The sequence below is a fragment of the Alkalimonas cellulosilytica genome (assembly GCF_036325985.1).
GTDB classification, from domain to species: domain Bacteria; phylum Pseudomonadota; class Gammaproteobacteria; order Enterobacterales; family Alteromonadaceae; genus Alkalimonas; species Alkalimonas cellulosilytica.
Map to the genome: position 1 here is coordinate 1 of NZ_JAUHLI010000004.1, position 17,713 is coordinate 17,713.

A 17,713-nucleotide genomic window follows, 5' to 3' on the forward strand; every position below is an offset into this window, starting at 1 on the left:
CCGCTGCGCGGAAGTACCACTCACCCACGCCAGCCACCGGGGTGGCATTGCGAAACACCTCCCTGTGTTTCGCCCTTCGGGCCTGCCTACGGCAGTCCAAATTCGTTCCTGACGAATTTGTCGCCATGCCGGTTCGATGCATCAACCAACTAGCATGGAGCCGTTAGAATTTGATAGTCAGCTTCAGAGAGTAACCCTCTATAGCGTAACCCCGCCAATCCTTGCAAGCCACCGGTGTGGAAGAAGCTAATGCTGCTGCCTTTGGGAAATGAGCCCTGTGCAATTAACTGGTACAGTGCAGACATGGCTTTGCCAGTGTAGATCGGTTCAAGCGTGATCTGGTGACACTGCCTGAAATCCAGACAGAGTTGCAGCAGCTCGGCATCAAAGCGGCCATAGCCCTTGCCGGTATAACCTCTGATCAGCTGCCAGTTGTTTGCTTGTGGGCACCACTGCTTAATTTTATCCGGCAAGCTTATATCGTTCACCACATCAATACCTATCACCTTGGCATCGGGGTTACCAAGAGCCAGGCCTGCCAGGGTGCCGCCACTGCCGGAGGCTGTCACAATATACTGGCTATTGCCATGCGGAGTTTGGGTTAAATCCAGCTCAGTAACACCCTGTACACCAAGAGCAGAGCTACCGCCTTCCGGCACAATGAGAAATTCTGGGTACTGCTGCTGTAACTGCGTTAACCAGTCAGAGTCGCTACGCATACGATATTCAGTGCGACTGAGGGGCACAAGGTGCATGCCTGAAGTTTGGCAGTGTTGCAAGGTTGGGTTGTGAGCATCCAGCTGATCGGTGCGCACCAGGCCAATTGAAGCCATGCTTTGTTGCTTGCAAGCGCTGGCAGTCGCAGCCAGGTGATTGGAAAAAGCGCCTCCAAAAGTGAGAACACCCCTTTTGCCTTGTTTCTGAGCTATTTTAAGTGGATAGTGAAGCTTCAGTTGCTTATTGCCCGAGAGCACATCGAATGGATGGGCAGGGTGGTATAACCAAAGCCTTAGATCATGCTGATCAAATAATGGATCGCAGATTTGTTGCCAGTTATTTGCTGGCTTCTTGTTCATCATGCTAAGCTAAACCTGAAAGATACCTGACTACAATGACAACAATAATAAAGTCGTTCATTATATCGACTTAGCTAACAGGTTATATCCTTTATGTGGGCATCGCTACGAAAGCTTTTCGATAAACAGGCTCATCATCATGCTATTGCAGCCCTGCATTGGCAGCAAGATAGCTGCCATATGATCGTGGCAACAAAAGTACAGCACTCAGTAGAGTGTACGTTTCGCCGCTCTCTAAGCTTTCAAGGGGAAGATTGGAGTAAGCAGCTTGCGCTTTGTTTAAAAGAGTTGCCCGCTGTCGCTGAAGTTATCCTGGTTCTGTCACCCGAGCTTTATCAATTGGTACAAGTTGATAAACCGCAAGTACCGGACGCCGAATTAAAATCTGCCCTGCGCTGGCAGTTAAAAGAGCTGGTTTCGTTAGAGTTGGATGATATGCAGTTTGATTATCTGGACTTACCAAGCTCGCATCAACAACAAGCGCAACGGTTGCAACTGGTGGTGAGCAGTAGGCATTTATTGCAACAGTTGGTTCGAAGCTTCCATCAGAACCACTTGTCGATCACTACTATTCTGCCGGAAGAATGGTTGTTCAAAGCGTTTATTCCTCGTCAGCCTCAACCCATATTGGTGTTATCGCATCGCAGCGGTCAAGATGTTTCCATGATGATAGTACGTGGGGAGCAGGTTTGTTTTTCCCGGCGTATTCGTGGTTTACAGCAGCTGGAGCAGCTCAGCCTGGATGCGTTGCAGCAGGGCTATCTGGATACATTAGGGCTGGAGGTTCAGCGATCGGTAGACTATTTCGAAGGCCAGATGAAACAAGCACCGGTCAGGCACCTGTGTTTGGCTCTGGATAGCGAGCTGCAAGCAGAAATCGCTGTTTTTTTCCGCGAGCTTGGTTTTGCTAAGGTCGAAATACTCGACTTTACGCCTTGGTTCCCTGACTTACCATTGGTGCAACAGGTGCAATTTGCCGTGCCTTTGGCTGCCGCTATGGGAACAGAGCTACTTGCTGCGCAGGAGGACAGTCTTGAAAACGCAAGTTAATCTGTTTGAACCATCACTCTTACCTGTTGCTGAGCAATGGAGTTTACCTCAGCTTAGCGTGTTGCTCTGTGGCTGTGCTGCAGCACTGGTGCTGCTTTGGGGTGGGCTAAGCTATCAGCAAAAACAGTTAGATACCCGCTTGCAGCAAGCGCAGTTGCAACTCACACAGCAGCTGCAGCAACAGGAGCAGTTCCAGCAATTACTGCAGCAAAGAACAGCATCCAATGAGTTGCTGCAAACCCAGTCAAGACTGCAAATGCGGATCCAGCGTATTGAGCGCATCGATCTGTTATTGCAGCAACAAACGCAGCCACAGGTGCGGTATTCTGAAGTCTTGACGCATTTAATCACGGCCGATGCGCCTGAGCTCTGGTTAAGCGATTTTCAGTTACAACAACAGCGCAGCAGTTTCAGCGGTTACACCCTACGCTCAGCCGAAGTTCCGCGCTGGTTGTCACGCCTGGCTGTGCACCCTTATTTTCGCGGGCAGAGTTTTCAGCGTCTGACCATGGATCATGCCGATGAGGACGGGCTCTTGTTGTTTCGGGTCGATGCACTGCCGGGGAGTGGATCATGAATTGGCAACAGCTCACAGAAAAATTTCAGCAACTGCAACTGAGAGAACGCCGTTTACTGTTTTTTGCCAGTCTTGGCTTGTTGGTTTGGTTGCTGTTCGTGCTTTTGCTGGAGCCGACTTGGTTGCTGATGCAGCAACAGAAAACTCAACTGGCCAGTGTGCATGAGCAAGTGCGGCAATCCGAACTGGGTATTGCTGCTTTACAAGGTGAGCTCGGCCGTGACATCAATCAACAGCATCGTGAACGCATCCAGCGCCAAGAGCAGCGCTTAAGTCAGTTAGAACTGCAGTTGGCAGAGCGTACCGCTCACTTTGTTGGGGCTGACAAAATGCTGCCTATGCTCCAAAGCCTGTTGCTCAATGAGAGCCAGGTACGTTTGATGTCCTTAAAGAGTATGACGCCTCAGCCCGTTGCTTATGATGAAGCGCAAACACCACTGCTGTATGAGCACGGTATTCGGATGGTGATACAGGGCAACTACCAAAGCCTGACTGAGTTACTCAGTAGTCTGGAGCAGTTGCCATGGCAGCTGGGCTGGCGAAGCTTGCATTATCGAGTGCTGGAACATCCATTGGCTGAACTTTCGATTGACCTTGTCACTGTGGGGGAGTATGCAGATTTTATTCAGCTTTAGTCTCGTGTTGTTGATGAGTTTTGCCGCGAGTGCAGATCCTACCCGTCCTGCCAGGGCCGTTGCCACGGCTGCACAGCAGCAAGAGGCATCCAGCATCCAGTTGCATTTGATCCGTTGGCAGGGAGCTGACTCTTTGGCCATGATCGATGGCAGCCTCCTGAAGGCTGGCGATACCATCCATGGCTATGTGCTGGAATCCATCCAGCCAGATCATGTGGTGTTGGCAAGAGCTGGTGAGCAACTTCAATTATTTCTATTCCAAAAGATGACGCACAATGACGAATAAACCTTATTTCAAGCAGTTAACCTTGAGCTGTGCTATCGCATTGGTACTGAGTGGTTGTCAGGGGATGCAAGCCGGACATCAGGCGCAGCAGGCAAAAGCTCAGCTCGAGCAAGCCGCTGCAGCGCGCCAGCAATCCATGAGTTCAGAGACACCAACCAGTGTGCCGCCTTCGGTTACGCAGGACTTGTTAAATACGGCCAGCGCTTTGCCTGAGCCCGTAATGATACAGCCACGCTTTAATGTGGCCGCAACTCAGGTGGAGTTGGCTGACTTTTTTGCTTCACTGGTAGCGGATACTGACTACAGCATCGCAGTACATCCTGAAGTACAAGGGCGCATCAGTCTGAACCTGCGACAGGTGACGTTGCCCGAGGCTTTAGCCGTGGTGCAGGATTTGTATGGCTTTGACATTCGGCGGCATGGTCGGGTGTACCAGGTGATGCCGGCAGGGCTCAGAACAGAAACCATCGCCGTGAACTATCTGATGTTAAAGCGCAGTGGTTTCTCAGCCATTTCGGTAAACTCTGGTGGGGTGTCGCAAGACATGCGCAGTGGCAACCAGCAAGCGGGCCGCTTTGGTCAGCAAACGGGGGCGCTGGCTCAAAATCCCATGTTGGGTGGGCAGCAAAGCATGCAGCAGCAGTTTAGTGGTAGTAACATTCATAGTGAGAGTGAAACCGATTTCTGGAAAGATTTGCAAAGCGGCCTGCAGCAGATGTTGGGCTCTGGCCCTGAGCGGATGGTAGTGGTTAGTCCTCAGGCTGGTTTGGTGACGGTTCGTGGCATGCCGGAGGAGATAGCGGCGGTTCGAACCTTCCTTGGCGTTGCTGAACAACACCTGCAGCGTCAGGTCATTCTGGAGGCCCGTATCATTGAAGTCACCTTAAGTGATGAATACCAACAAGGGATTAACTGGAGCAATGCGCTGGCATCGGTGCGCTCAACTGACTTTAATTTTACCACCTCAGGAGTCACGCCAGGGAACACCACCAGTGCGGCTCTGGGTGGTGTGACTGCCATCTCTTTCAGTAATGCTGACTTTGCGGGTGTGATCAACTTGCTGGAAACTCAGGGCAGTGCCCAGGTACTTTCCAGTCCCCGAGTGACTGCGATCAACAACCAGAAAGCCGTGATCAAAGTTGGCCAGGATGAGTATTACGTGACCAACATCAGCAGCGACACTACCGCGACGGTTGGTGGCACCATCAGTACACCATCGATTGAGCTGCAGCCTTTTTTTTCCGGCATCGCGCTCGATGTCACACCGCAAATAGATCAGCATGGCCAGGTGATTTTGCATGTGCATCCCTCGGTGACGGAGACGGCCGAGCAAATTAAAACCATTCGGTTAAGTAATGAAGACGTGGTACTGCCTCTGGCCCGCAGTAATATTCGCGAGTCTGATACCATTATCCGTGCCCGTAGCGGGGAAATTGTGGTGATAGGGGGGCTGATGCAGTCGGTCAGTACCGATATGGTCTCCCGCACGCCGATCCTTGGCTCCATTCCATTGTTAGGACAACTCTTTACCAGTAAGAATACGCTGGAGCAGAAAAAGGAACTGGTGATTTTGTTGCGACCGGTGGTGGTGGAGCCAGATCAATGGCAACCACACATTCAACAGTCGGCAGATAGTTTGAATCGTTGGTACCCTTAGGGGCAGCGCATGTATCTTCAGCACTTCGCGTTAACGCAGTTGCCATTTAGCCTGACGCCGAACACGGCGTTCTATGTAGGGCTGGCACCTCACCAGCAAGCTTTTGAAGTGTTGCAGACGGCGTTAAACGCGGGTGAAGGCTTTATCAAGATAACGGGTGAAGTCGGTACTGGCAAAACGCTGCTCTGCCGCAAGCTGTTGCATTCAGCTCCGGCGCACTGGCGTCTGGCTTACCTGCCTGATCCGGCCTTAACGCCGATGGAGCTGCGCTGGGCTCTGGCAGCTGAGCTTGGGTTGCAGTATTCGGGCAATATCGATCAACAGCAATTGCATCAGTTGCTGCAGCGGCATCTGTTGCACCTGGCTGCCAGGGAGCAGCAAGTGATTCTGGTGATTGATGAAGCGCAAGCCTTGCCAGATGAAACCTTAGAGGCGCTGCGTCTACTCACCAACCTTGAAACCGAACAGCATAAATTATTGCAGGTGGTGCTGTTTGCTCAACCTGAGCTGGATCTGCGCCTGGCAAAGCATCAGTTTCGTCAGTTGCGTCAGCGCATCAGCTTTTCCTATCGATTACGTCCCATGACCGCGGCGGAAGTTGCCGCCTATGTCCAGACACGGTTAAGTATTGCCGGGAATCCGCAGCTGCATTTTAGTTCTTTAGCACTAATGCGTCTGGCGAAGTGTAGCCGTGGTATTCCCCGGTTGGTGAACGTACTGGCCCATAAGGCCCTGATGCTGGCTTATGGCCGGGGCTTGCAACAGATCAATTGGTGGCATATCCGCGCGGCGGCAAAAGATACGGAAGATGTTCAACCAGAACCCGCTTTCCTCTGGTTGGCTGCTGTGCTGATGGTTGTCGTTCTTTTTGGGGCCATACTCTGGCAGTGGGGTCCTTGATGAGTGTGATCAATCAGATGCTCAAAGACTTGGATCAGCGCAAAGCCGGGGAGGAGCCTGTGCAATCCTCACCTTCGCCGGTTATCGCAGTGCGGCATCGTCTGCCGCTGTGGCTGTTGATTGGTCTGGCGGGCATCCTGATAGCCTGGGTGCTGTGGTGGTTTATGCCCGTTAGCAGCAAGCCGGAGGCATTTGTACTACGAACCCAAGCCGAAACTCCCGCAACGGCATTGCAGCTGATACCTTCGGATGAGACAAAGATACCGCAGCAGCCCGATAGGACAGAGACAAGCCAACTGCTTAAGATTGAGCCGTTGTTGCCGCAGACCAAAAGCGAGCCGCAGACTGCTGAGCAAGAGATGGCTGCCGCCCCTGAACCGGTTCCAAAGGGTGAAGCGGTTGACACGGAGCAAGTCGTCGTGGTCGAGATGCAAGTTGCCGAGCTGGTCCAGCCTCAGCTTAGCGTGGAGCGAGTAGAGTTGACCCTTGCTCAGCAGCAGCAACAACTGCGTCAGCAAGGCCTGCAGGCCGAGCAGCGGGGCCGCACCTCGGAAGCCCGTAACTATTGGCAGCAACTACAGGCCCTGGCACCACAGCAGGCTGAAGCTTATGTGGCTCTGGCCAGGATGGCGCAGCAGGCCGGCTATGAAGCCGGCAGTCAATATTGGCTGCAATTAGGGTTAGAGCAGGGGGCGGATGCGCAGCAGCTGGCACCACTGCTTGCTGCCAGTTATGCCAGGCAGCAGTTGTGGCCGCAGGTGCTGCAGGTACTTGCATTGTTGCCTGAAACCAGCTTGCGACCGGCTGAATTGGCTATGCGTGCCGCAGCCTGGCAGCAACTTGGTGAGCATCAGGCAGCTCTGGCTGCTTTTGAGCATCTGGGCCGGTTGGAGCCACAGCAAGGCCGCTGGTGGTTAGGGATGGCGATAAGCTCTGATGCCCTGGGACAGCGTCAACAAGCGGTCAACCAATTTCAACGCAGCTTGCAGCTAGGGGATGATCTCACCTCCGTGAGCAAAGAATATATCCGGCAACGGTTACAGGAGCTGAACTAGGCAATGGCGAAACCTAAACTGAAAATGCGGCTGGGTGACTTGCTGGTGCATGAGCAGATGATTACCGAGCAGCAATTAGCGCAGGCACTGGCAGAGCAACGTTTGACTGGCCGAAAGCTGGGCGCCACCCTGATCGATCTGAATCTCTTGCAGGAAGATGAACTGCTGCATTTTTTAGCGCAGCAGTTGAATGTGCCTTTTCTCGATTTAAGTCAACAACGCTTGGATCCGAAAGTGGCGCAACTCTTACCCGAAGTGCATGCCCGCCGCTCCAGAGCCCTGGTGCTGGAAGCGAACGATCAGCAAGCCTTGTTAGGCATGAGCGACCCAGCCGATTTGTCCATATTGGACCAGTTGGCACCGATGCTTGCGCCCCGTCACATTCAAATTGCGGTGGTACGTGAGAGCCAGCTGATGGAGGCTTTTAATAATTTGTATCGCCGTACCAAAGAGATTGAAAGCTTTGCTACCCAGCTCAAGGAAGAATACGCCGAAACCGGTGAGTTTGATTTCAATGCACTGAACCTCGATACCGAGTCGGATACCACCATTGTCAAATTGTTGCAGTCGGTGTTTGAAGATGCGGTGCAGGTACGAGCATCCGATATTCATATTGAACCGGATGAAAAGCTAATCCGCATCCGTCAGCGGGTGGATGGGGTGTTGCAGGAGAGTACACTGAACGAGGTCAGCATTGCTTCGGCACTGGTGCTGCGGTTAAAGCTGATGGCCAATCTGGATATCTCAGAAAAACGTTTGCCGCAGGATGGTCGTTTTCAGATCCAGGTGAAAGGGCATAAGATTGATGTGCGTCTATCCACCATGCCGGTGCAGTACGGTGAGTCAGTGGTGATGCGATTGTTGGATCAAACCGCTGGTTTATTGTCGCTGGAACAAACTGGCATGCCGGCTGACTTTATCCGCAAGTTGCGGCAGTTGATTAAAAGCCCGCATGGCATGATTCTGGTCACCGGCCCGACGGGTTCGGGTAAAACCACCACCTTGTATGGGCTACTGAGTGAACTGAATCAGGAGGGGAGCAAAATCATTACGGTGGAAGACCCGGTCGAGTACCGCATCTCCCGTATCAATCAGGTGCAGGTGAATTACAAGATAGGGCTGGGGTTTAGCGAAGTACTACGAACCTCGTTGCGGCAAGATCCGGACATTATCATGGTGGGGGAGATGCGCGATCAGGAAACTGCCGAAATGGGTTTGCGTGGCGCTCTGACCGGGCACCTGGTGCTCTCGACCCTGCATACCAACGATGCCGTGACCAGTACTTTACGATTGGTGGATATGGGGGCGGCCCCATACCTGGTGGCGAGCTCACTGCGGGCTATTCTGGCACAGCGTCTGGTACGGCGGGTGTGTGACAATTGCAAGGAGCCATACCAGCCCGATGAGCTGGAGCAAAACTGGCTTCGGCATAGTAAGGCGAACCCTGCGGCTCAGTACTGGCATGGCAAGGGCTGTCAATCTTGCCACCACACCGGCTTTAAAGGCCGGGTTGGGGTCTTTGAGTTGCTGATCCTGACCAAGCCGCTGGCTGATGCACTCCGGCGAGGGGATAACGAAGGCTTTGTGTCGCTGGCTTATCACAGTGAACATTTCCGTAGTTTGGGGCAGATGGCGCTGGATTATGCCCAGCAGGGCATCACCACCCTGGATGAAGTGATCCGTGTTTCTGAGTACCTGGATACAGAGGGTAGCTCTGTAGGCAGCGCGCATGGCTGAGTTTCGTTATCAGGCGCGCGATAACCAGGGGCGTTCAGTCCAGGGGCAGATAGAGGCTGGTAGCGAGGCTGGTGTAGCCGATATGCTGCGTCAGCGCCAACTGATCCCGGTCATGATTGAAGCCATGGCGCAGCCAACAGCAACCAAGATCGATTGGCTGCAATGGCGCCGGGGCATCAACCTGACCGAGCTAACTATGTTTTGCCGACAGATGTATGCCTTGATGAAAGCAGGCATTCCGATGATCCGTGCTATTGAAGGGCTGGCCAGCAGTACCAGCTCACCCCGGCTGCAGCAGGTATTGCATGAGCTCAGTGATGAGCTGGAAAAAGGCCGTACTTTGTCGGTGGCGATGTCTGCTCACCCTAAGGTATTTAGTCGCTTAGTGGTGAGTATTGTCCATGTGGGTGAAAATACCGGTCGGTTGGATGAAGCATTTTTGCAATTATCCGAATATCTGGAGCAAGAGCAGGAAACGCGTAAACAGATCAAGCAAGCAACCCGTTACCCGACCTTTGTACTGATAGCCTTGGCAGTGGCTATGGTGATCTTGAATCTATTGGTGATCCCACAGTTCGCCTCGATGTTTGCCCGTTTTAATGCAGAGCTGCCCTGGTCCACCCAGGTGCTGTTGGCAACGTCCTCATTTTTCCAGAATTACGGCTGGCTGTTGTTACTGGTTCTGATCATGGCTGTTGTGGCGCTGCGCTACAGCATTGAAACCGATAAAGGCCGGGTACGCTGGGGACACTTTAAGCTAAGGGTGCCGCTGGTTGGTGACATTATCAACCGCGCTACGCTGGGGCGCTATGCCCGCAGTTTTGGTTTGATGCTAAAAGCCGGCGTGCCGATGACCACAGCGCTTAGCCTGGTGGCCGAAGCGGTGGATAATGCTTACCTGGGCGATAAAATTCGCGAGATGCGGCGAAAAATAGAACGGGGTGAGAGTCTGTACCGGGTGAGCGCCCAAAGCCAGATGTTTACCCCGTTGGTCATGCAAATGGTGGCGGTCGGCGAAGAAACCGGCCAGATGGATGCTATGTTGGCGGAAGTCGCCAGTTTCTACGAACGCGAAGTGGCCTACGATTTAAAAACGCTGACCGCCCGGATAGAGCCGATCCTGATCACCATAGTGGCGGTGATGGTGCTGATCCTGGCATTGGGTATTTTTACGCCGATGTGGGATATGCTCAGCGCTTACCGGGGTGGAAACTAGCACTGTCGAAAAAGCGTGTAATTTTAACAAGTCGCTCTATACTAAAACAAAGCAACTCAGGAGATTGACGATGAAAAAGCAAGCAGGTTTTACCCTGATCGAACTGGTGATTGTGGTCATCATCTTAGGTTTACTGGCCGCCACTGCGCTGCCACGATTTTTAAATATTACCGAACAAGCAGAAGAGGCTGCGGTAGAGGGCATTGCCGGGGGCTTTGCATCTGCCGTAGGGTTGGTGCGGGCTCAGTGGGAAGTGGCGGGTCGGCCGGTCGACAATGTTGGCGCCAATGTGACTTCGGTCACCGTTGATGGTGCTGTGGTGGGGATTAATACCGAAGGTACCATCCGCGGTTATCCTACCGGTGAACCTGTGACCAACACCAATGTCAGCGCCATGAGTGCAGATCGCTGCTTGCAGACACTGAATCTGATTTTGCAAAACCCACCATCAGCCAGTACTACCTTCGCAACCTCGAACACCCTGTTCGTTCGATACGAAGCACCAGACTGTTTTTATCATCAAACCACTGGTCTGGGCTCTGCGCCAACCAGTATTGCCGCCAGCAACGGTTTTAGTTACAACCCGGCCAGCGGACAAATCAGTATCTTTTTAAATAAACCATAAGGGCTCAAAGATGCCAGCTATGCAAAAACAACAAGGTTTTACATTGGTAGAGTTGATCATTGTGATCGTAATTCTTGGAATTCTGGCTGTGACGGCAGCCCCGCGTTTTCTGAACATTTCAGGGGACGCTCGAGCCAGTACCTTAAATGCTGTGAAGGGTTCTTTGGAGTCAGCCTCTGCGTTGGTGTATGGTAAAGCTATCATTGCCGGAGTGCAGAATGAAGAAACTGCGACTGTATCCGATCCGGCAGGGACTATTGCTACCGCTTATGGTTACCCGGCAGCGACCGTGGCGGTGATGGCGATTATTCTGGATCTGGATAACAGCGAGTGGACCGTCGCTGCAGTGCCCGCGTCTGATCCTGCCAGTATTGCGATTACCCCAGCAGGTACTGAGTATACAGCAACAGAAACACAAGCTTGCCAGGTGCTGTATACTGAGCCGGATGCACCTGTCACTAAGCCCACCATTGTTGTGCAAGCGGCTGGCTGCTAGTTCAGGGGCCAGCATGATCAGGCAGTACACGTCACCTCAAGGCTTTACCCTGGTAGAGCTGATTGTGGTGATGGTGCTGCTTGGGATCCTCAGTGTTACCCTGCTGCCCCGCTTTTTGAGCGGGGCAGGCACGTCTGAATACCAGTATCGGGATCAGGCACTCGCTGTATTACGTCGGGTTCAGATAGAAGCCATGCAGTGCACCGATCCGGTGTTTTGTGCTGGCAGATCATTGCAGCTAAACAGCTCAGCTCTGGGTAGCAGCGCCGACTGCCGCAACGATGCGACCCACCTTTGCATTGCCAGCCGCGATAATGTCACCTTAACCGCTAACTTTAGTCAGTTAAGCTTCGATGCACTTGGCCGGCCACAGGGCTGTGCAGCAGCTACGCCAGCCTGTACCCTGACCATTACCGGCAATACCAGCCTGCAGATTTGCCTGGAAAGCGAGGGGTATATTCGGCCATGTTAAGTCTCAGTCAGCGCGGGGTAACCCTGATCGAACTGGTGATCGGTATCACGGTGCTGGCCGTGGCGCTGACGCTGATCACCGCTGTGCTATCGCCGCTCTTTGTACGCAGTACTGATCCCTGGCATCAGGTTCGGGCGTCAGAGCTTGGCCACAGCCTGATGAATGAAATACTGGCCCGCTCCTTTGATGAGCAAAGTGACCGCAGTGGCGGTTTGTTGCGCTGCGATGAAGTAACCCTGGGAGCTGAACCCTGCACTGCAGAGGCGAACTTTGGCCCGGATGGGGAAACCAGGCTATGGTTTAATGATGTCGATGATTTTGATGGCTTTGGTGCCAGTGGCAGCGATATTCTAACCAACATTCTGGCGCTGGAGCTGGACGATGTGTATCGCAATTACCGGGCAGAGGTCAGCGTGCGCTATGCCGGTACCGAGCTGGGTCTGCCACAGCGCTCGGTGAAACGCATTGAGGTGGTCATTACCACGCCTGCCAACAGCGCTATTGCTTTTAGTGCGTACAAGGGGAACTGGTAATGGCCAGCCGCGGTTTTACCCTGATTGAGCTGATCACCAGCATTGTGTTGCTGAGCATTGTGGCCATTTCAGTGACCAGCTTTATTGGCTTTGCTGCCCGCATGTATGTCGATGTCAGCGAGCGTGAGCAACTGCTGGGGCAAAGCCGCTTTGCCATCGAACGGTTAAGCCGAGAGCTGCGCAGTGCGGCACCCAACAGTGTGCGTATTGCGGGCAGTGGTGGTTTGCAGTGCCTGGAGTTCACCCCTTTTGTGCTCAGTGGTTTGTATTTGCAAGCTCCCATTGGGCCGGATACGGCTACTGAACTGGAATTGGCCAGTTCTGCTGGCTTTGCTGGCGTAGCCGGTAATGAGCGGTTGGTGATTTATCCACGTAACGCAGCCGATATTTATGATGCAGCAGGGCCATACAATGCGGTGTTAAGCGGCATCACCCCGGATGCATCGGGCTCTGTGGCGCTGGCAAACCTGGCTGCCAGCCATAGCTTTCCGCAGCATTCACCTGAGCGGCGCTTTTATCTGCTGGCATCGCCCATCAGTTATTGTGTGCAGGGCAGTCAGCTGTGGCGCTATTCCGGTTATGGCTTTGCCGCCACTCAGCCTGAGCCTGCAGTAATGGGGGCCGGGGTATTAATGGCGGAAGGGATTCGCACTGCAGTCATTCCCTCAGGTCTTACCTTCCGATACGATGCGCCTGTGCTTAATCGCAATGCGGTAGTGCATATCGTGCTGAACTTTGGTGGTACCCTTACCGAAGACTTATTTTTCAATCATGAGGTGCATCTGCCTAATGTTCCCTAACGCTCAACAACATCAGGGCAGTGCATTGGTGGTGGCCATCTTTGTCATCGTAGTCATCTTTGGCCTCTTGTTGGCGATGAGTCGGATCCTGACAAGCAGCAGTGACTCAGTGGTGTACGAAGTGCTGGGTACCCGGGCACTATTGGCTGCTCAAAGTGGACTGGAGCTAGCGGCTACTCAGTTGTTCCCATTGGAACAAGAGACTGCAGATTGCAGTGCTGTCTCTGCCCAATTTGTGTTGAGTGGCACTGGTTTCAGTACCTGTCGGGTGCAGCTTGCTTGCTCGGCCTCTGCAGTGCTTGATACCGGTACCAGCCAGGGGCAGCTCTTTCTGCTGCAAAGTACTGGTATGTGCCGCAGCCAGACTGACTGGTCAGTGCCTTGCCAACCTGATGAGCTATGCGCCAGTCGTACTGTGCAGATGGAGGTGGGGCTGTGATGCAGCGATTGCTCAGCCGGTGGTGTATGCTGCTTTGTCTGGTCTTTGCCTTGCCAGTACTGGCGCAGCCGGTTTGCCAGGAGTTGTATGCCAGCCCGAGCGGCATCAACCCGAATCTGGGAGCGAACGGTATCAGCCCGTTTGATATGGCCTCGGTTCCCTGGCAAACGACCCCCTGGCCAGCCAGTGGCACCACTTTAAACAGCGGCAGTTATTATTTTGGCACATTAAATACCAATAACTTTTATCAGCTATCCATTGCCAGTGGTGCTCGTGTCACCATCTATGTCAATGACAATTTGGTTACTAATAACTTTCTGCGGTTGAATGCCAGCGGCAACCCTGAGCAGCTCACTATAGTGGTGCGCAGCAATGTGTCCATTAACAATCAGGGTGAAATCAATGGCTTAATTTATGCTGGCGGTAGCATCAATATCAATAATAATGATGTGATTGTCGGAGGTCTGGCAGCTACTGGCAGCATTAGTATTGGAACCAATACGGTGGTCACTCGCGATGAAAATGCCATAGCACAGTTGGATTTACCTGGCTTATGTACGGTCGGCCCGGTAAGTCTGCCTGAGCCCAGAGCTCTGTATCCGCTGGATTTATGCAACACGCTCAATAACAGTGTGGTGGAAGATCGGATGCAGCAGTATCCGGCAACCGGCTATTTACTGAGCCCTGCTGAGGGCAAGGTGTTGGCAGCCGCCAACTTCAGCACGGTAGGGATGAACCGTGTAGAGTTAGCTCCCGGCCTGCTGCATGGTTTAACTGACTTTACTGTGTCTTTGTGGTTTAAAGCTGAGGCCAGCAATAGCTTTCGCCAACTCCTTTCGGCGTCTAACAACAGCCAGGATACCGTGTTGGAGCTTTATGTTCGCAACAACAACGTGCTGCGCGCTGGCTTATTAGGTGTTTATTATGCTTTTGGCTCGCCAGAACCGGTATTGAACAACAACAGTTGGTACCACGCCACTTTAACCAGAAGCGGCAATCAACTCTGTCTGTATCTGAATGCCACTTTGGTGCAGTGCCAGGCAGCTTCGCCAGCTGCTCTCAATGTTACTCGGGCGGCTTTAGGGGTTTGGTGGCAGGCCAATGGCGCTATGTCGGATCAGTTTCTTGGTGATATGGATGAAGTGCTGTTTTTCTCTACGGCGCTTTCAGCCGGGCAAATCCAAACTATCTATATCAATCAGAATGAAGGGCGCAATTACGATGGTGCAGTGCGCGAGGATACCTGCTTAGGCTGCTTTACGGATACCTTCTCTGGCAGCGTGTTATCGGATGATTGGGTTACCTCACGCAGCAGTGGTAGCTTTACCCCTTCCATCGTCAATGGGCGTTTACGGATGACGCAAGCGGTGGGTAACCAGTCAACAGCAGCCACCTATCAGCGTTTATTTCCTGCAGCAGATAATTTGGTGGTGATTGAGTTTGACTACCTGGCCTATGGTGGCACGGGGGCTGATGGACTGGCGGTTGTGCTGTCGGATGCCAATGTGACCCCACAACCAGGCAGCTTTGGTGGCCCATTGGGTTACGGCAGCCGGGCTAATCAGAATATACCGGGCTTTGCAGGTGGTTGGCTGGGGATAGGGCTGGACGAGTTTGGCAATTTCTCAACGGAAGGTGGCCCCGGCGGCCCCGGCCGGCGGCAACAGTCGGTAGCAGTCCGTGGCTCGGGCTCTGGTACGATCGGTTATCGTTATTTACGAGGGACTTGCAATAATGGTGCGACCAACCCGGCCGGTGGCTGCCTGAACCCAAGGGTCGATGGCAATCAAACAAACCCGCATCGTTATCGCATTACCATCGACTCCCGAGCCACCGGCCGGGCCATTGTGTCGGTAGAGCGGGATCATGGTACTGGTTTTCTTAGCCTGATCGCTCCATTTGATGCACTTGCTCAGCCTGGCCAGGCAGCGGTGCCTGAAAATTTCTTACTCTCGTTGACCGGCTCTACCGGTGGTTCAACCAATATCCATGAGCTGGACAATGTCCGTATCTGTGCTTTGCGCTCGTTGCCGGTTGGGGTGCAAATTGATCATTTCGAGTTTGATCACAGCGGCCAGGCATTGACCTGTCAGCCAGAAACCTTGACGGTACGGGCTTGCTTAAATGCCGACTGCAGTGTGCTTTACACCGATCCGGTTACCGCGACCCTAAGCCCCCAGCCGGTGCCTGGCGGTGAGTGGGTTGGAGGGCACGTGATTAATTTTAGCGGTGGCAGCACCACCGTTCAGCTGCGGCGCAGTACCGTGGGCACTGTCACTGTGGGTGTCAGTGGCTCTGTACCCGGCACCCGGCCACTGAGCACCACCCTCTGCCGGGCTGGTAGTGGCCCGAAAAATGTCGCCAGTTGTACTGTGAGCTTTACCAGCAGTGGATTTGTGCTTGAGGTTCCAGATGGGATTGCCAATCAGCCGGAAACAAACGTGCGACTTAGGGCTGTGCGGGAAAGTGATCCCGGCCAGGCCTGTGTGCCGGCTTTTGCCAATGTGAACCGTACGGTGCAGTTCTGGTCGGGTTATATTACTCCGGATGCGTCGGGCCGGCCGGTATCCATGCCAGTGGAAGTGAATGAGCAAGCTATTGGTCTGAGCAGTGCTTCGCCATCCCCCCGTTCGCTCAGCTTTGATGCAAATGGCGAAGCCTTACTTCGCGTGAACTATGCCGATGCTGGCCGGGTACAGTTGAATGCCCGTTACCAGGGCTCGAACGCAACCGGCGATGCTGGCCTGGTGTTGCAGGGAGCGACCCAGTTTAGCAAGCGACCTTATGGTTTGTGTGTGCAGACGGCGTCGGATTGTGCCGCTGGCAATGCCAGTTGCCCGGCTTTTGTCCGTGCGGGCGAAACCTTCCCTGTACAGCTCAGTGCCCACGCCTGGCAGGAGGCTGTCACAGCCATTTGTCAGATGCCGGTCACGCCAAACTTTACGCTGGCAGGCATTTCGCTTGAACACGAACTGCTGGCGCCGCTCGCGTCCGATGGGGCTGTGCCTGGTCAGCTGCAGCCAGCCGTATATCAACATCAACGCTCTGTATCGGCCACCACAGAGGTGAGTGCGCTGTTAACGGAAGTTGGAGTATTTCGTATTACTGCCCGACCAACCCCGCTGTCTTATCTTGGCATGACCATTCCACCGGCCAGCAGTCAACCGGTTGGACGCATTACACCAGATCACTTTGCGTTGCTGTACGCTGATATCGAGCCTGGCTGCTCAGGTTTTAGCTACATGGGGCAGCCGATGCGGTGGTCGATGGCGCTTCAGGCCAGAGCACTATCCGGGCAGAGAACGTTCAATTATTTTGCCAATTTTGCCCGTTCTCCGCAAAACAGGCAGTTGGTTGCCGGGCAGCTAACCAGCGGGCAGGAGATGTCAACCCGTGTGAGCACCATGGCTGCTGACTTTAACTGGCAAGCGGGAGAAGCCGAGTGGCTGCAGCAGGAAGTGAGCTTTTTGCGCGCAAGTGAGCCCGATGGCCCCTTTAGCCAACTGCAATTTGGGCTGCGCTTTCAGGATAGCGATGGCATTGGGTTAGCCGGTTTTAACATGGATCCAGCTACGGCCGGAGATTGTGTAGCTAGCGGAAGCTGTACAGCAGTGCAACTGGCTGGTCTGCAGGATCTGCGCTATGGCCGGTTGACACTGGAGCAGGCTTTTGGCCCGGAAGACATTCCGTTGCCCCTGACCCTTCGCAGCCAGTACTGGGATGGCCAGCGTTTTCGCTTGTCCGAATTGGATCAATGCACAGCGTTCAGTGCCAGCGAAGCCAGTGTTGATGTCAGTGCAGGCTTGCCCTTGCTCAGCGTACAGGGGCCGGGTGGCTTGCTATCCAATGGTCAGAATGAGGCGCAGTCTCTTTGGTTAACACCACCTATGCAGCCTGGCGCCTGGCAATGGCAACTGAGCACTGATAGTTGGCTGCAATTTGACTGGAATGGCAACGGGGATGAAAACCCCCGTGCTGAAGCAATCTTTGGTCGTTATCGCGGCAATCCACGACGAATTTTCTGGCGTGAACCTTTGCCATAAGCAAAGGTCGAACCTGTGATCTTCATAAAATCAGTCTTTCTGCAAGGAATTCAGTAAAAATGCTGGATAAAGCTGTTTTCTTGCGGCATTGTTACATAGAATAACCACAGAATTTT

At 53.4% G+C, this 17,713-nt stretch carries 17 protein-coding genes; 16 read left to right on the forward strand and 1 reads right to left on the reverse strand.

The genetic code is table 11. The features are described from left to right. Nucleotides 1-149 precede the first annotated feature (149 nt). On the reverse strand, nt 150-1,079 hold the full coding sequence (locus QWY20_RS04550; RefSeq protein WP_330127853.1) for a 1-aminocyclopropane-1-carboxylate deaminase/D-cysteine desulfhydrase: 930 nt from the start codon (nt 1,077-1,079) through the stop codon (nt 150-152). Between the two features lie 177 nt (nt 1,080-1,256). Here QWY20_RS04550 and QWY20_RS04555 point away from each other — a divergent pair, with 177 nt between their 5' ends. The 16 genes from QWY20_RS04555 (at nt 1,257) to QWY20_RS04630 (ending at nt 17,597) form a co-directional block, all read left to right on the forward strand. Next, nucleotides 1,257-2,126, forward strand: a complete 870-nt coding sequence (locus QWY20_RS04555; protein WP_330127854.1) for a hypothetical protein — start codon at nt 1,257-1,259, stop codon at nt 2,124-2,126. Further along, nucleotides 2,110-2,703, forward strand: coding sequence for a hypothetical protein (locus QWY20_RS04560; protein WP_330127855.1), 594 nt, complete (start codon nt 2,110-2,112; stop codon nt 2,701-2,703). The genes QWY20_RS04555 and QWY20_RS04560 overlap by 17 nt, the downstream gene beginning before the upstream one ends. Continuing rightward, the gene (locus tag QWY20_RS04565; protein WP_330127856.1) at nt 2,700-3,338 is read left to right on the forward strand and encodes a hypothetical protein; all 639 of its coding nucleotides are present in this window, start codon (nt 2,700-2,702) and stop codon (nt 3,336-3,338) included. Before QWY20_RS04560 ends, QWY20_RS04565 begins: the two co-directional genes overlap by 4 nt. 13 nt (nt 3,339-3,351) lie before the next feature. Continuing rightward, entirely contained in the window at nt 3,352-3,624 is a 273-nt protein-coding gene (locus QWY20_RS04570; RefSeq protein ID WP_330127857.1) for a hypothetical protein, read from the forward strand. Next, the gene (gene mshL, locus QWY20_RS04575) at nt 3,614-5,281 is read left to right on the forward strand and encodes a pilus (MSHA type) biogenesis protein MshL (RefSeq protein WP_330127858.1); all 1,668 of its coding nucleotides are present in this window, start codon (nt 3,614-3,616) and stop codon (nt 5,279-5,281) included. The genes QWY20_RS04570 and mshL overlap by 11 nt, the downstream gene beginning before the upstream one ends. A gap of 9 nt (nt 5,282-5,290) precedes the next feature. Beyond that, nucleotides 5,291-6,181 carry an ExeA family protein gene (locus QWY20_RS04580; protein WP_330127859.1) on the forward strand — a complete coding sequence of 297 codons (891 nt, stop codon included), beginning with the start codon at nt 5,291-5,293 and terminating at the stop codon, nt 6,179-6,181. Then, nucleotides 6,181-7,236, forward strand: a complete 1,056-nt coding sequence (locus tag QWY20_RS04585; RefSeq protein ID WP_330127860.1) for a tetratricopeptide repeat protein — start codon at nt 6,181-6,183, stop codon at nt 7,234-7,236. The genes QWY20_RS04580 and QWY20_RS04585 overlap by 1 nt, the downstream gene beginning before the upstream one ends. Before the next feature lie 3 nt (nt 7,237-7,239). After that, nucleotides 7,240-8,973 carry a GspE/PulE family protein gene (locus tag QWY20_RS04590; protein ID WP_330127861.1) on the forward strand — a complete coding sequence of 578 codons (1,734 nt, stop codon included), beginning with the start codon at nt 7,240-7,242 and terminating at the stop codon, nt 8,971-8,973. Then, nucleotides 8,966-10,189, forward strand: a complete 1,224-nt coding sequence (locus QWY20_RS04595; RefSeq protein WP_330127862.1) for a type II secretion system F family protein — start codon at nt 8,966-8,968, stop codon at nt 10,187-10,189. Before QWY20_RS04590 ends, QWY20_RS04595 begins: the two co-directional genes overlap by 8 nt. Nucleotides 10,190-10,259: 70 nt before the next feature. Next, nucleotides 10,260-10,814, forward strand: coding sequence for a type II secretion system protein (locus tag QWY20_RS04600; protein ID WP_330127863.1), 555 nt, complete (start codon nt 10,260-10,262; stop codon nt 10,812-10,814). Nucleotides 10,815-10,833: 19 nt separating this feature from the next. Beyond that, nucleotides 10,834-11,310, forward strand: a complete 477-nt coding sequence (locus tag QWY20_RS04605) for a prepilin-type N-terminal cleavage/methylation domain-containing protein (RefSeq protein ID WP_330127864.1) — start codon at nt 10,834-10,836, stop codon at nt 11,308-11,310. Between the two features lie 13 nt (nt 11,311-11,323). After that, a complete protein-coding gene (locus tag QWY20_RS04610) occupies nt 11,324-11,782 on the forward strand; it encodes a type II secretion system protein (RefSeq protein ID WP_330127865.1) in 459 nt (152 codons plus the stop codon). Continuing rightward, nucleotides 11,776-12,315: a type IV pilus modification PilV family protein gene (locus QWY20_RS04615; RefSeq protein WP_330127866.1), complete on the forward strand. Its 540-nt coding sequence runs from the start codon at nt 11,776-11,778 to the stop codon at nt 12,313-12,315. Before QWY20_RS04610 ends, QWY20_RS04615 begins: the two co-directional genes overlap by 7 nt. Beyond that, the gene (locus tag QWY20_RS04620) at nt 12,315-13,115 is read left to right on the forward strand and encodes a PilW family protein (RefSeq protein ID WP_330127867.1); all 801 of its coding nucleotides are present in this window, start codon (nt 12,315-12,317) and stop codon (nt 13,113-13,115) included. Before QWY20_RS04615 ends, QWY20_RS04620 begins: the two co-directional genes overlap by 1 nt. Then, a complete protein-coding gene (locus QWY20_RS04625) occupies nt 13,105-13,554 on the forward strand; it encodes a type II secretory pathway component (RefSeq protein ID WP_330127868.1) in 450 nt (149 codons plus the stop codon). The genes QWY20_RS04620 and QWY20_RS04625 overlap by 11 nt, the downstream gene beginning before the upstream one ends. Next, nucleotides 13,554-17,597, forward strand: a complete 4,044-nt coding sequence (locus tag QWY20_RS04630) for a DUF6701 domain-containing protein (protein ID WP_330127869.1) — start codon at nt 13,554-13,556, stop codon at nt 17,595-17,597. Before QWY20_RS04625 ends, QWY20_RS04630 begins: the two co-directional genes overlap by 1 nt. Nucleotides 17,598-17,713 lie beyond the last annotated feature (116 nt).

Excerpts from the sequence above, each read along its gene's own strand:
- QWY20_RS04570 (WP_330127857.1), top strand. The coding sequence starts at position 3,352 with ATGAGTTTTGCCGCGAGTGCAGATCCTACCCGTCCTGCCAGGGCCGTT.
- QWY20_RS04550 (WP_330127853.1), bottom strand. The coding sequence starts at position 1,079 with ATGATGAACAAGAAGCCAGCAAATAACTGGCAACAAATCTGCGATCCA.
- QWY20_RS04595 (WP_330127862.1), top strand. The coding sequence starts at position 8,966 with ATGGCTGAGTTTCGTTATCAGGCGCGCGATAACCAGGGGCGTTCAGTC.
- QWY20_RS04605 (WP_330127864.1), top strand. The coding sequence starts at position 10,834 with ATGCAAAAACAACAAGGTTTTACATTGGTAGAGTTGATCATTGTGATC.
- QWY20_RS04600 (WP_330127863.1), top strand. The coding sequence starts at position 10,260 with ATGAAAAAGCAAGCAGGTTTTACCCTGATCGAACTGGTGATTGTGGTC.
- QWY20_RS04630 (WP_330127869.1), top strand. The coding sequence starts at position 13,554 with ATGCAGCGATTGCTCAGCCGGTGGTGTATGCTGCTTTGTCTGGTCTTT.
- QWY20_RS04555 (WP_330127854.1), top strand. The coding sequence starts at position 1,257 with ATGATCGTGGCAACAAAAGTACAGCACTCAGTAGAGTGTACGTTTCGC.
- QWY20_RS04580 (WP_330127859.1), top strand. The coding sequence starts at position 5,291 with ATGTATCTTCAGCACTTCGCGTTAACGCAGTTGCCATTTAGCCTGACG.
- mshL (WP_330127858.1), top strand. The coding sequence starts at position 3,614 with ATGACGAATAAACCTTATTTCAAGCAGTTAACCTTGAGCTGTGCTATC.
- QWY20_RS04620 (WP_330127867.1), top strand. The coding sequence starts at position 12,315 with ATGGCCAGCCGCGGTTTTACCCTGATTGAGCTGATCACCAGCATTGTG.
- QWY20_RS04585 (WP_330127860.1), top strand. The coding sequence starts at position 6,181 with ATGAGTGTGATCAATCAGATGCTCAAAGACTTGGATCAGCGCAAAGCC.
- QWY20_RS04615 (WP_330127866.1), top strand. The coding sequence starts at position 11,776 with ATGTTAAGTCTCAGTCAGCGCGGGGTAACCCTGATCGAACTGGTGATC.
- QWY20_RS04610 (WP_330127865.1), top strand. The coding sequence starts at position 11,324 with ATGATCAGGCAGTACACGTCACCTCAAGGCTTTACCCTGGTAGAGCTG.
- QWY20_RS04590 (WP_330127861.1), top strand. The coding sequence starts at position 7,240 with ATGGCGAAACCTAAACTGAAAATGCGGCTGGGTGACTTGCTGGTGCAT.
- QWY20_RS04565 (WP_330127856.1), top strand. The coding sequence starts at position 2,700 with ATGAATTGGCAACAGCTCACAGAAAAATTTCAGCAACTGCAACTGAGA.
- QWY20_RS04625 (WP_330127868.1), top strand. The coding sequence starts at position 13,105 with ATGTTCCCTAACGCTCAACAACATCAGGGCAGTGCATTGGTGGTGGCC.